Origin of the sequence: Ravibacter arvi, from assembly GCF_039540405.1 — a bacterium.
Classification (GTDB): Bacteria; Bacteroidota; Bacteroidia; order Cytophagales; family Spirosomataceae; genus Ravibacter; species Ravibacter arvi.
Genome location: NZ_BAABEY010000026.1, coordinates 198,508 through 212,568, shown reverse-complemented (window position 1 = coordinate 212,568; position 14,061 = coordinate 198,508). Strand labels below are relative to the sequence as shown.

General features: G+C 51.3%; 10 protein-coding genes. 6 read left to right on the top strand and 4 right to left on the bottom strand.

Going from position 1 to position 14,061, the window contains the following annotated elements:
* Position 1: 1 nt before the first annotated feature.
* From ABD852_RS15360 to ABD852_RS15340, 5 genes are all read left to right on the top strand, one after another.
* A complete protein-coding gene (locus tag ABD852_RS15360; protein WP_345030476.1) occupies positions 2–1,555 on the top strand; it encodes a RagB/SusD family nutrient uptake outer membrane protein in 1,554 nt (517 codons plus the stop codon).
* Positions 1,556–1,783: 228 nt separating this feature from the next.
* Positions 1,784–2,605 (top strand): glycoside hydrolase family 16 protein, encoded by an 822-nt coding sequence (locus tag ABD852_RS15355; protein ID WP_345030473.1) that lies wholly within the window; start codon positions 1,784–1,786, stop codon positions 2,603–2,605.
* Positions 2,606–2,886: 281 nt separating this feature from the next.
* The gene (locus ABD852_RS15350; protein ID WP_345030470.1) at positions 2,887–3,213 is read left to right on the top strand and encodes an ArsR/SmtB family transcription factor; all 327 of its coding nucleotides are present in this window, start codon (positions 2,887–2,889) and stop codon (positions 3,211–3,213) included.
* Positions 3,210–3,713 (top strand): SRPBCC family protein, encoded by a 504-nt coding sequence (locus ABD852_RS15345; RefSeq protein ID WP_345030468.1) that lies wholly within the window; start codon positions 3,210–3,212, stop codon positions 3,711–3,713. Before ABD852_RS15350 ends, ABD852_RS15345 begins: the two co-directional genes overlap by 4 nt.
* A 128-nt stretch (positions 3,714–3,841) precedes the next feature.
* Positions 3,842–4,225 (top strand): nuclear transport factor 2 family protein, encoded by a 384-nt coding sequence (locus ABD852_RS15340; RefSeq protein ID WP_345030466.1) that lies wholly within the window; start codon positions 3,842–3,844, stop codon positions 4,223–4,225.
* Between the two features lie 35 nt (positions 4,226–4,260).
* Here the strand turns inward: ABD852_RS15340 and ABD852_RS15335 are convergent, their stop codons facing one another.
* A complete protein-coding gene (locus ABD852_RS15335; protein ID WP_345030465.1) occupies positions 4,261–4,626 on the bottom strand; it encodes a hypothetical protein in 366 nt (121 codons plus the stop codon).
* Between the two features lie 84 nt (positions 4,627–4,710).
* Complete coding sequence (locus tag ABD852_RS15330) at positions 4,711–5,559, bottom strand: chromate resistance protein ChrB domain-containing protein (RefSeq protein ID WP_345030462.1); 849 nt, start codon at positions 5,557–5,559, stop codon at positions 4,711–4,713.
* A gap of 446 nt (positions 5,560–6,005) precedes the next feature.
* On the opposite strand from ABD852_RS15330, the gene ABD852_RS15325 reads away from it, so the two are divergent.
* The gene (locus tag ABD852_RS15325) at positions 6,006–6,785 is read left to right on the top strand and encodes a phytanoyl-CoA dioxygenase family protein (protein ID WP_345030459.1); all 780 of its coding nucleotides are present in this window, start codon (positions 6,006–6,008) and stop codon (positions 6,783–6,785) included.
* Positions 6,786–6,880: 95 nt separating this feature from the next.
* Here ABD852_RS15325 and ABD852_RS15320 read toward each other — a convergent pair whose 3' ends face one another.
* A complete protein-coding gene (locus tag ABD852_RS15320) occupies positions 6,881–9,256 on the bottom strand; it encodes an ABC transporter permease (RefSeq protein WP_345030456.1) in 2,376 nt (791 codons plus the stop codon).
* A 187-nt stretch (positions 9,257–9,443) separates the two neighbouring features.
* A complete protein-coding gene (locus ABD852_RS15315; protein ID WP_345030454.1) occupies positions 9,444–14,009 on the bottom strand; it encodes a choice-of-anchor Q domain-containing protein in 4,566 nt (1,521 codons plus the stop codon).
* Positions 14,010–14,061 lie beyond the last annotated feature (52 nt).

Here is a 14,061-nt window from a genome sequence, read left to right as displayed (position 1 = left end):
AATGAAACATATAAATTATAAGAACCGGATTTACAAAGTAGCCATGCTGGCATCGGTATTGCTGACCGGCTGCTCGGATTTCCTGGATAACCCGCTCGAAAACCAAACCCCGTCCGTGTCGATCGATTATACCGATCTGAACCGCATGTACCAGCCCGTTTCGGGCGTCTATTCGTCAGTGTCTAAAGGCGGCTTCGCATCGTGGGTGCATACCTTTCTCAAAACCTCTCAAAGCGTGGACATTGATCCGCGAACGGGTTACAGCGAGGTAAACGAGCTGGTCCACAACTACAAGAGCGGTGCGGCCATTAAAGGTTTCTGGGCGCTCGACGATCTGTGGAGCCGGTATTACGGGTCGGTTCTGGCCTGTAACAGCGCCCTGGTGGAGCTGGATAAATTTGGCGCCAATATCGGGGACGGCGACCAGGCCAACAAACAGCTGCTGGCCCGCTACCAGGCCGAAGTCCGTTTCTTCCGCGCGCTGCTTCACTACTATATTGCGCGCTCATTTGGCAATGTTCCGGTGCTCGGCGTCGAGAGCGTTGACCCGGCCTATCTCGGTACGGTCGGCAAGACGCCAGTGGCAGACGTGCGGCAGCATGTGATCAGCGAAATGGATTTCTGCATTGCCAATCTTGAAGACGCCCGACCGAACCAGGCCACTCACCAGGGCGGTGTAACGAAATACACCGCGCTACTCCTGAAAGCCAAAGCTGCAATGGACCTAGCAGGAAACGACAACGGCAGTCCGCACTGGAACACGGTACTGGAAGCAACCGACCAGATTATCAACAGCAACCGCTTCTCGCTTTTCGAAGACTACTACCAACTCTGGAAAAAGCCGGGTAAGATGTGCGACGAGGCAATCCTGGAGCTGCAATACAGCGATTTCGGCAATCCGACCGGTGATGTGGTAACCTCCGGCGGGCAGGTATGGGATAACCTGTTCCTCTTCCAGGCACCACAAAATACCTACGGCGCGCCAATCAACGGCGATGGCTGGCTGATTCCTTCCGATGAAGCGGCCAGGTTCCTGTCAGGGCGCAAAGACAACGTGCGCATGAAAACCGCCATACAGCATTGCGGGATTGAAGGCCGCCCGGGTACATTTTCGGTTACCCCCGACGGCGACACCATTTCAGGTAATACCGCGGGCAAGAAATACTTCAACGGTAAGGCGTACTTCCCGAAATCCCAAATGACGCCCGGCCGGGTAGACTGGTACGGCGCCAATAACAACGTGCGCGTGTTCCGCTATGCCGAAGTGCTGCTCATGAACGCGGAGGCGAAAATCCGCAAGGGACAAAACGGCGATGCGCCTCTTAACCTGGTCAGGAAAAGAGTGGGGCTCGCTCCGTTGGTTAACGCTACTATCCCGCAACTGATGGACGAGCGCCGGGCCGAGTTCATCTGCGAATGGTGGGGCGAGCGGTTCAACGACCTGGTCAGGACCGATCAGGCAGCCACTGTGCTGAGCGGCTTTGTGAAAGGAGAAAGCGAGTTTTTCCCGATTCCGCAGGCACAGGAAGACCGGAATATTAATCTTAGAAATTAAGGAGGCGGCCACGAATACACGAATGTTAGTGTATTCGTGGCGCCGCATCTTTCGGGGCGGTAACGACGCCTATTGTGGTGCGCCGGTCCTTTTATATGCAATAATCCATGACTTTCTGATGAAATAGCCCTGAACCCGAAGGTTTAACGGCATACCAACCGGCCGGCAATTAAGCGGCCGGCGGACCGCCTCATACCCCACAGCTCATGGCTCAAACCTATTACATTGATGAAGAAATATCTTGCAACTGCGCTGTCCTTACTTGGAATCCTGCTGATAAATGGTTGTGCACCCAAAGCCGATAATGCTCAAAAGAGCGACTGGGAGCTGGTATGGGCCGATGACTTCGATTACGAAGGACTGCCGGACGACCACCGGTGGTCGTATGATGTGGGCGATCACGGCTGGGGCAACCGGGAATTACAAAACTACCTGGGCAAAGACACCTCGACTGCCTATGTCCACGACGGAAACCTGCGTATCAAAGCCAACCGGGTAATAACGGGGAATGACACTACCTATACCTCCGCCCGCCTGGTAACCAAAGGCAAGGGCGACTGGAAATACGGGAAAATAGAGGTGCGTGCAAAAACTTCTACAGGCAAAGGCATCCTGGCGGCCATCTGGATGCTGCCTACCGATCATAAGCATGGTGGCTGGCCGCAATTCGGTGAAATCGACATAATGGAACATCTCAGTCTTGAAAATTACCGGGATAGCATTTTCCAGACCACCCACACAGGTGCTTATAACCATTTGAAAGGTACCCAAAGGGGCGCCCGGACGTATATCAAAAATCCCTGGGAAGACTTTCACATCTACAGCGTGGAGTGGTCGCCTGAAGGGATCTACTACCTGATCGACGGTGTAAAGCGCTATCACTTCCCGAATGAATCGAAATCAGTGGACGAATGGCCGTTTGATGTACCGTTCCATCTCCTGATGAACATTTCAGTAGGCGGCAATTGGGAAGGCTCCGAGGGAATCGATCCGGCCACATTCCCGGCAGAGATGCTCGTGGATTATGTAAGGGTTTACCAGGAAAAGTGATGGATGAATGGTCGCAGTCCGGTGACTGCGACCAACCAGGACTAATACCGAAACCGGATACCCATGGAAAGCGTCGATGAGCGCCAATTTCTATGGAGAAGGGAGGCTGGAAAATGAGGCTCCGGATTCCTGACCCTCCCTCTTCGCCCTTTCAGGCCCTCAAAGCTACCTCCTGAAAAAGACAGCATTAATCCCTGTTTTTCCCGGTTGGGCTTAAAAAAAGGTTGAAAATTTGCGAAACCAAATGATTGCACATATATTTGCAACCATATAATTGCATAATGGAAACGAGACGAGATATATTCCAGGCCATAGCAGATCCCACGCGGCGCGCGATTATCGCACTGATTGCGTTGCAGGCCATGACGCCGAACGCGATTGCCGAACATTTCGACATCACCCGGCAAGCGGTATCCAAGCACCTGCGCATCCTGACGGAATGCGACGTGACCCGGCAAACGCAAAAAGGCAGGGAAATCTACTACCGGCTCGAAATTGACAAAATGAAAGAAATAGACGTGTGGCTGGAACAGTTCCGTAAAATCTGGGACACGAGATTTAATCAACTGGATGAGTTATTGCTAACCTTAAAAACAAATAAAAAATGAAACCTGCACTCGCATTTGACTTCATTGTCAATAAGGAGAATAACACTATTCACATTGTACGTGAATTCAACGCCGGTCTCGAGCTGGTATGGAAGGCCTGGACCACCGCGGAACTGCTCGACCAATGGTGGGGTCCCAAACCCTGGAGAGCCGAAACCAAAATAATGGATTTCCGGGTAGGAGGATTCTGGCTATACGCTATGGTAAGCCCTGAAGGAGAGAAAGGCTGGAGCAAAGGCAACTTTGTTTCGATTGTTGAAAAGAAATCATTTACCTTGCACGGCGGGTTTTGTGATGAAGACGGAAATATAAACCCTGAATTTCCTCAAAATTTGTGGGAAAACCGGTTTACACCCGAAGACCATAAAGTCCGGGTCAACATATTACTGACTTATGACTCGCTTGCGGATCTGGAAGCCGAGCTGGAAATGGGCTTTAAAGAAGGTATGACCGTCGATTTCGAGCAATTGGATGAGCTGCTGGCAGGGTATACCAGGTAAAAACTGTCGTGAGGCAGGATGAATAAAGCGCTATCTTTCTAAATTGGCTGCGGATAAATCCGTCCGGCCTTCCTGGGACCCGGGTCGGGAAGGAATGATGACACTTAATCAAGCTTATGAACCGGGATATGGAACATTCAGAAATTACGAGAGAGCATGTTGTTGAGGCCGAAAACAGGCTTTTTTCGGCCCAACTAACAAGCGATGTCGCCTTGCTGGACCAGCTATTGCACGATGAGCTGGTGGCTGTTACACCCACGGGAGAGATCGTAACGAAAGAAATGGACCTGGCCGCCCATCGGGCCAAAACCATGGTAATTGAAGACGCCTCAACTGAAATTAACGATCTCCGGATCATGGGTGACACCGCGCTTTCAGTCGTTACGATGACGGCCAAAGGAAAAGTTATGGGCGCGCCATTGGAAGGCAAATTCAGATATTTCAGGATTTGGAAGCGTTTTGACGGTATATTAAAGGTAGTGGGCGCAAGCTTTATGCAGTTGGGGTTGTGATGAGCAGCGCCGGTTTGCTTCTCTTCATGGCCGGCTTATTTCTTGTGAAATTTGTACCCCAAACCCACCGACCAAATCCATTCATTTGCATTGTCCCTGTGAAAAAAGGGTACAAAAAAGACGACATTCCTGTAGTCAATACGAGGCGCTACCCCTAGCCTGGCGCCTGCCCTCCCTTTATGAACGTAAAAAGAGGGAAGCGCCCCGACGCCGGCTTTCAGGTTTTTGTTAAGCAGCAGCTGAAAGCTGGGGCCACCCACATTTACAGCCCAGAAGTTTTTTCCAACGGAAACGCCGACCATCCCTTCAAGCCCGAGACTAATTTTCTTGTCCCTTTCCTGGGCGGGGAGAACCTCACTGGAAACTACCAATAAGACAGCTAATAAATACCTGGTAAACATAACGCATATCTGCTTTGGTTGAAAAGCAAAAATATTCCGGCCGTATGCCCCCGGATAGCACGCTGTTTACTTTTGGTATGGATTTTACTTTTTTTGCATTTTTTTTCGGTAAACGGATGGCGTATAACCCGTTACATTCCTGAAAATCCGCGTGAAATGGCTCTGGTCAGAAAACCCGGTCAGGTAGGCTATTTCCGTGAGCGAATAGTCCGGATTTTCGAAGAGTGAGATAGCCTTCTGTATCCTTGCGGAACGAATGTACTCGACAAAGTTCATATCATCGAAGTGCTTGGAAAACTCCCTGGAAAGATAGGAAGCGTTCAGGTCGAGTTCGTCTGAAAGCTTTTTCAGATCCGGCATTTCATAATATTCGGTGTCCAGGTGATCCTGAACCAGCTGCTTTAATTCCCTCACCCATTTCGGCTTTCCTTTTCCCGCTTTCGATTTAACGAACTTGAGATACACCTCGTGGAGGAGCTTTTCAAACGGGCTGTTTTCAAGGTGCTTTGATTTGGAAAAGTGACAGGCCCAGCTGTAGAGCGCATCATAAAGTACAAAGCCCGCCGCCAAAAGCTGATGGTCGTCCCCGATATTGTGCGACAACCCTGCCGAAATGGCCCAAAGCCCGGCTGCTTCCGGCGCAATGTCGTGCCGGTCGGTATCGGCGCCTCTTATGATACGCGCCATCTTTTTTAAGGCCGGATCGGCCAGGTTGTGTTTCTTCAGGAAATAATCAAAGGTAGCATTCTCTTCATAGTGGGTATATTCGGCGTCCGGGACATCGAACGGGATGGCGCCTAGTTCCTTCGCCATAGCCATTACCTTTTCTGAAGGAACAAACAAAAACTCGGCGTTTCTGTCTATAAATTTCCTGATTAGCCAGGGGCATGCCAGGCGATCGACTTTTGGCCTCTCTCTTGTAATCCACTTCATCTTTTTACCAGTGTTATTTCTTCTTCGATTGTCAGCCGGCTATTCCTCCGGAACCCACGTGATGGACGGGCTTACAGAAAACAAAGTTACAGGGTAAAAGCGGGAAATTGACAGCACAGGCCTGCTGAACAGTAGCTGGCGCCGGTTCACGCAATATTAAAAAAAATAAAATCTTTAAACAGCGGTGCGGGCCTCAATACGGGGAGTTTACCACTACAAAATCTGTAATCCGGCCCCCTTGCCCAGGTATTTGATTCCGGGAGAGTTTACTATCTTTGTCCCGTGAGGATGACCGTAATGTTATAACGCCCCTTTCGCTCGCCTTCCGGGCAACTCGTTAATATTCTACTATTAGCGCGGATTTTTCATTGTTTATTTTTTAGCATACGCCAATTGGCCGAACACAGGTCGTGGCTTCGCTTATGATTGTTTATAAACCAGGTATTATGCCAGAATTTTTGAGTTCAACAGAAATAGAACAGTTTGTTCACAGCGGTTTTATCCGCGTCGATAAAGCATTTTCCGAAGAGATCGCGAATGCGGTTCTGGATGTTCTGTGGCGGGAGCTTCCCTTTGAAAGATCAGATCCTTCGACCTGGACAGAACCGGTGGTTAGATTGGGAATGTACAGTCAACCGCCGTTTGTGGCCTCGCTGAACACACCGAAACTACATGCCATCTTTAACCAGTTGGTAGGCGCAGATAATTGGATTCCCTGTCGGAGCATCGGAACGTTTCCGGTAAGGTTTCCGTCTGCCCGGCAACCAAACGATACCGGTAAGCACGTCGATGCGGGTTTTCCCGGCGACGACCCCGGCAATTACTTTGAATGGCGCGTCAATATCAGGTCGAAAGGCAGAGCCTTGCTGATGCTGGCGCTGTACTCGGATGTCGGTGAAAACGATGCGCCGACTGTCATTTATGAAGGTTCCCATATGGATGTTGCGAGACTATTGGCCGGCGAGGCAGATAGAGGCCTTTCTTTCATGGAACTCGCGGACAAACTGGAGGGGCTGCCTAAAAGAAGGGAAGTATATGCGACCGGCCCGGCAGGCACCGTTTACCTGTGTCATCCATTTCTGGTTCATGCTGCCCAGCCGCACAAAGGAACAACGCCAAAATTTATGGCGCAACCTCCGTTGCTGCTGAAAAATGAGTTGTCAGTTTCGGACGCCGAAGCCTGGCGTTCTCCCGTAGAACGGGCCATACACCTGGCATTGCGCTAGCGCAGTATTCCTTCCGGTACCGATGTTGTTCTGTCTATTGGCGGAGCAACTTCGGTCCGGGATATCCGGCATGCACCGGCACGCAACCCGGTATGCTATTCGAGCCTTAAACTCTTCACCGGATTAGCCAATGCAGCCTTAGTCGCCTGAATGCTTACCGTGATGATGGCAATTGATATGGCTATAATACCCGATAAAGCAAATATCCACCAATGAATCTCCACGCGATAGGCAAAGGTCTGAAGCCAGCTATGCATTGCCCATGCTGCAAGCGGGATAGCGATAGACATCGCTATCACCACAAGTTTTAACAGATCTTTGGAAAGCAGTACAACAATTCCGGTCACTTTGGCGCCAAGCACCTTGCGGACGCCGATCTCCTTCATGCGCTGCTGCGCAGAAAAAGTAACCAGCCCCAACAGCCCCAGAGAAGCAATGGTAATAGCCAGAACCGTAAAGATGACGAGCAGTTTCCCCTGCTTTTCTTCAGCTTTATATTGTGCCGCAAAATTCTGATCAAGAAAGTGGAACTCAGGTTTGTTCTCCTGGTCAAACCGGCTGAACACCTTCGTGATGTAAGCCAGCGATGCCTGGATATTTTCAGGACTCACACGGATATACACATTATCCTGGTCATTGGTCCTTACAGGCATTGTCAGCACCACCGGCGCTAATTGATGCTGCAGCGAGTAGGTGTTAAAATCCTTCGTAACACCGATCACCGTTCTCACTTCGTCGTTTATTTCCACTCTTCTTCCGATAGCATCCTTCCATCCCAGTTCTTTCACAAGGGTTTCATTCAGGATAATTGCATCGGTCTTATCGGTAGACATTGCCTGCGAGAAATTACGACCCTGTGCCATTTTAATTTCCAAGGTGGGGATGAAATGCTCATCCACAACAAGGTTTTGAGCCACCTTTCTGTCGCTCCAGCTTTTATCTTCCGGGTGAGGATTAAGGCCATTGCTTCCCAGGTCATTGTTCCCGATAGGATTACCCGCTATTCCTACCCCCTGAATGTTTGGGTTTTGGATAAGCTGTTCACGCAATGCGCCGACTTTCGCGCGCACAGATTGATTATTGATGTGGAAGGTTAGTGTCTGCGCCCTGTTGAAACCGAGATCTTTCGTTTTAACATAATCCAGTTGCTGGTAAATGATCAGCGATGCGGCTATCATCACAATCGTTACCACAAACTGGAAAGTAACCAACCCCTGTCTGAAAAGCACAGTTGACGACTGGTCACCTAATTGCCCTTTCATTGCAGGAATAATACGAAAGCCTGAAAGAAACAACGCCGGGTAAACTCCGCTCAATATGCCTGTTACCAGTGCAAATAAAAGCGCTGCAAGGCAGCTGTTCAAAATCCCGAACTGTTGTACCGATAAGGTTTTTCCGGCGATGACATTGAAGGAAGGCAGCGTCAGTTGTATGATGACCGCGGCAATTGCTGTCGCGAACAAAACAAGAAGTACCGACTCTGCGAAAAACATAACCATCAGGTTTTTTCTGCCCGAGCCGATCACTTTACGAACACCAATTTCTTTTACCCTCGCTGATGAGCGTGCAGTAGTAAGATTCACATAATTGATCACGGCAATGATCAGGATCAGCAGACTGGCAATTGAAAAGACATAAACATATATAACATTGCCATTCGGGCTCATTTCGTAATCCAGATCAGAGCGCAGGAGAATATCTTTAAGCGGCTGCAGCTCCATGGTATACGTAATGCCGGACACCGAGCTCTTTAAATACTTGTTGTAGAAGTTCATGGACTGTGCCTCTATGCTTTTTGCTGCCGACGGATCCTCCAGGAGGACATAGGTGTACAAGCTCGCATTATTCCATTCTGTGGTGAAGCCTGCGTCGAATGATCGCAAAGCGCTGAATCTGAAATGCGAATTTTGCGGCACATCATCAATAACTCCCGTAACCGTGTTCGGGAGATTTTTGTCAAAAAATATAGTTTTATTCAATGCCAGGGATGCGTCACCAAACAGCTTTTCTGCAAGCGTTCTGGTTAGTACGACGGATGCCGGTTTTTGCAAGGCGCCTTTAGCGCCGCCGTATAAAAATGTATAGGTAAAGATGTTGAATATAGAATTGTCGGCAAAAAATATGTCGCCGGCTTCCAGCTGTTTTTCGCCATAGATAATCTTGCCCCCACCTTCCGGATGAATTCGTACCGCGTCTTTTACATTCGCAAAATCATTTTTCAAAGCCGCAGCATAGGGAGCGGATGTTACGGCGAGATTAAATCCGCCGCCGCTCCATGTGCCGCGCTGTATCACGCGAAAAATTCTTTCTCCTTTTCTATGGCTCTGGTCGTAGCTTAATTCGTCTGTTACGTAAAGAGCGATCAATCCGGATGCTGCCAGTCCTATGGCCAACCCGAAAATATTGATAAACGAGAAGACCTTGTGTTTTAAAAAGTTACGCCAGGCAATGTTGAAATAATTTTTTAACATGTTATATGCGTTTTTTAAAGATATGGATAAAAACCCATACCACACCTATAACAACCTGACTTATAATATATTATCAACTAACCTCAGCTTATAATGTCCATATTCGCACAGTATCTGTTCACAATAGAACAGCCATGCGATACTGCATACCGGCCGGGCTATGATGGGTTGCATTTACTCGCCACCCCTACTTCTTAACGACTTTCAGCGAACTTCCGCCCTGAAACCTCAGGAAATACATTCCCGGCGGCAGCGTGCCTACCGCTACCTGTTGTTTGTCAGAAAGGAATGTCCACGTTTTTAACACCGTGCCCTGCAAATTGACAATGCTCCCTGTTGTACCGCTTATCCCCTTCCCTTCTACCCATACTGCATCTTCAGCCGGAACGGGGTATACTGACACCATAGGCCGGCTGACAAGGCGTACGCTGATGATTTTGCTGTGGTTGCTAGTACCGTCCGCCTCCAGGATGCGCAGGCGGTAGTAGGCAATTTCTCCGAGAGTTGACGGAATGTGCCGAAACGCATAAAAATGCATGGTTTCATTAGTTGCCGGTACCTTTCCCGCAGTTTTGAAAACCCGTCCGTCGGCGCTGTATTCAACCTCATAACCGGCAATATTTTGCTGTTCTGCTACTTTCCAGCTAAGCGCTACCGCCTTTTCTCCATCGGCAGACCCCGAAAACGACACCAGTCTCACCGGCAGCGGGCGCGACACCGAGCCTACGAAGAAACCGCTGAAGCCTTCTACCCCGAAACTTACCTCCCAGCGTTGCCTGGCTGAATTCCAAACGATATCACCGGCAGCAGGCGCTACTACCGTCAGGGGAGCGCCTTCGAAATCGCCCGGCTTCGTTCCGGCCGTACCGTGGTACTGGTATATCCTCAGGTTGCTTTTGTTGGCTTCGTCTGCGGCACCGGCCGGGAGAAAACCATCGGGCATTTCGTTGTTGAACTGATCGAATTCTTCCTGGGTAAAATAGAGGGTTATCCTTGCTGATGTCCCCTCCTGCGCATTGATCAGGTAATGTCGCTGCACATAGGGAGCACCATTGTGAAAAGCGACTTCGGGATCAACGTTTACCCGGGCCGTCACACTGCCCTTCACCGGGTCAGCCCCCTCAGGTGCAACGCGGGCAATCAGTCGGCAGCCCTCGCTATTTCCGAAAAAGTCGGTGGGGCCTGCTACCGTCCTGGTATTCTCATCGGCATGAAACGCCAGTGTGGCGCTGCCGGTGTTAAGCGAATCCTGGAATTCAAAAGCCCCAAGGTCTGTTGCTGCATGAACCGACCGTGGAAGGTGATCCGCGTCGTTTACCATGCCCGCAAGGAGCAGGTCATTGCTTCCCCGGTCAATAGCAGGGCTGCAGGCCTGCAGGCGGTAGTCTCCTGTCTCGGCATTCACAAAAAGCGGGTCAATATCGCCGGCCAGGTTATGACCGGTTGCGTCGGCGTCCCGTCCCTGCGCGAGGCTGTACCGGAAGAACGATTCGCTTTGAAGGGTATCAAGCGTCAATCGTTTAAACCCCTTGTTACCGTAAATAATGCTGTTATGCACCGTAACGGACGATTGGTTGGTATTCAGGAAAAATGCTGCCGGTGCTGCGCTACCCGCCGACAGGTCGTTGCCGGATACCGTACAGTTGACCAGGCGGGGGGCAGATCCGTACCGACTGGCCATAAACACCGAGGGGACGGGTGTTTCACCGGCGGGTTCGGTGCCCCCGGTGGTATAGTTACCTGTGAACAGTGTGTTGACAAAAACAGGTGATGACTGCACGTTCACTGTCAGTGCGGTGTGCGCCGCGTGATTCCCCGAAAAAACACTGTTGACTACGGTCGGTGATGAGGATCCATAGTTCGCCATTGCGCCCGCTACCGGTGCCGAATTACCGACGAAAGCACAGCGGTCGATGAGCGGAGAAGCCGTATAGACGAACATTGCCCCCCCGCTGTTGGCATCACCCAGCTCATCTTCCGCGCTCGCTTCGATAACGTGATTGTTACGGAAGATGCATTCCCGCAGCACGGGCTCCCCCTGGATTATCAGCGCGCCGCCGCCGGTGATTGCATAGTTTTCTTCGAAGGTACAGTTGCGAATCATTGTCGTAGGCGTCGACGCTGAGGCAGTGATCCCCCCGCCTCCGGCGTAGGAAATCTCGAAGCCGTTTTTACCCAGTATCGGGGCAAGCCCATAGCTATCGGCCTGCCCGCCTTTTACCACAAATCCATCTACCACCAGGCTGTCGGTTTGCCCTTCAATGCCGGCCAGTACCAGCACCTGGTGACTGTTATCAGTCCGCTCACCCGGCTGGTTGATATCACCGCTCAGAATCGTAGCATTGTTCCGGTAGTCGCGTACGCCGCCGCCGTTGGGGTAGCCGCCATAGAGCTTCAGGCCGCCTCCTTCTAAGAGGAAAGTGCGGTCGCGCCCGGTGCCGCTTTGCGGACCCGTCGGGTAATAAGTTCCCTTTGCTACATGAATTTCCCTGACGTTGGGATTGGACCGCGCAGTAGCAGTGGCTTCGGAAAGATATTGCAGCGCACTTCCCCAGCTGCTGCCATTGCCCGGGGTGGCGCTGGCGGCATCGACGTAGAGGATACCCTGCGCGTTAGGTAACACAAAGCGGTCATGTTCGGTCGATTCGTAGGCCCCGAGATCCACGATTCCTCCCAGGCCAACGCCATAAATACGGGAATTGCCTGCAATGTCGGTAGAGTCCCAGGGCGCAATTTCCGAGTTGCCTCCTACGTTAATGGCCGGACTGCCGGGCTGAAGCCGGTAATTGCCACCAATAAATGGCGCCCCGGCAGCATCCGGCGCATTGACAAATTTCGGATCGCCCCAGAAGAGTGCCTTTCCCTGTAGTTTACCGCTTTGTAGATTTACCAGCGTATGAAACAGGGATAGCGGCATGCCGCCGGTAGCGTTATGCAGATCTTTGTCCCGGAAGGCCGCATTTCCCCATATAACTGAATTATTGAAACGAGCGGGTGAGTCAATAAGAAAACCGCCGCCTCCGGCCTGCTCCGCGCGGTTGCCGCTGATAGTTACGTTGGTAAATGTAGGCGATGCGCTGTGGCAATACATTCCGGCACCGTCGCGGCCCGTATTCCCGCTGATCACCACGTTGAAAAACTCCGGGAAACAATCCAGATTGTAGAGTCCGCCGCCACTATACGACGTATTACCGCTGATGGTGGTGTTGATTACCACGACCGATGAATTTACTTCGTTGTACATTCCTCCGCCGTTATTTGCACCATTCCCTTCAATGCGTGCATGGCTTACCCGGGTTGCCGAGAAAGCATTATAAATTCCTCCCCCACGGTAGCCCCAGTTTTGGCTGACTACCACATTGTCAAGTATAACCGGCGCGCGGAGGCAATATATTCCGCCCCCCTTTGAACGTGCGTGGTTTCGTGTAAGCGTACTGTTACGGATCACCGTTTTGCCGGAAGCGTCGATACGCAGGACGCCCCCGCCAAACTCGCCATACACGTTTATACCATTGTACATCCTCGACTGACCGGGAAGATCGGCCTGTCCGCCGGTAATCGTAAAGCCGTCTATGACCACGCTGTCGGCCCCGGCGGGAATGCCAACAATCACCATCACGTGGAGGCTATTGTCCAGGCTGTCTCCGGCAACGTTGATGTCACCGCTAAGAATAGTAGGATTGGCTACATAATCTCTCGCGCCGCCACCGGAGGGATAGCCGCCGTAGAGTTTCACTCCACCGCGCAGAATTGCAAAGGTCGCATTTCGGTCATCTCCATTTTGCGCTCCCGTGGGATAATACGTCCCCCGGGCTACGCGGATTTCTTTAATAGCCGTATTGGTTTCTGCCGCCGCAATGACTTCCGATAGAAACTTACGGGCCCTTGTCCAGCTGCTGCCGTTGCCCGGCATAGCAATGGCGTTGTCCACATATACGATACCATCGGCATCGGGCGTGACTCCTGTCGGAACAATATTGACAAATGGGGTTAACGCCGAAACAATCGGGTTGGTGATGTCGTTCGCATCGCTTCCCGTCCAGTTACTGAGGTCCGTTATACGTGCCAGCCAGGTATCGCGGTCGGTCGCACCGGTTGGACCGGTATATTGGACATTGTCGCGCTGGTTTGGCCCGCCCCATAACCCGATGGCATTTACACCGTTGACAAGCGCGTTTCGGCTTCCGGTGCCGTTGGGCAGAAACGAATCCCTGAGGATAGCTCCTATTGAGGTATTCCAGTTGGCGGCATCTACCGCACCTCCGGAACTATTCATGCCGAAAACAAAAAAGGGATCGCTGTCACTTCCCTGGTAAATAAAAACCTGGTCGCCGGTGTTGATAATTGCATCCGTTACCGTATAACCGGACGTTACAATGTCCGCGCTCAAATTGACCGGGGTGGTGAGATTCTCCAGCGTGGTAGGCTGATCGGATCCCCCGAGAAACAATTTTAACACTGCGCCTGCAGGTATTGGCCCCGAAACCGTCCAGGTAACCGTACCATCCCCGGTCATCGAGGTCGTAAAGGCGTTGCTGGTGCCGTCCCATCCCCTGTCGGTGATTTTAACCTCGGTACCGGCTGTGATATCCGCCAACGCTACCAGGTGCACTTCATCAGTCAGCGCATTCCACCCGATCACCGCCAGATCACCCGGCGCAAGCGCCTGGGCCTGGACGCGGTTATAGCCCGAAAGGCCTGGAATCAGGACGAAAACGGCAATACTTTTTAAGAGTAGCAGGTGTTTTTTCATCAAGTGATGCATTTTTGTTAATGTCATTTTCCACAACACTGCAAATAGATGG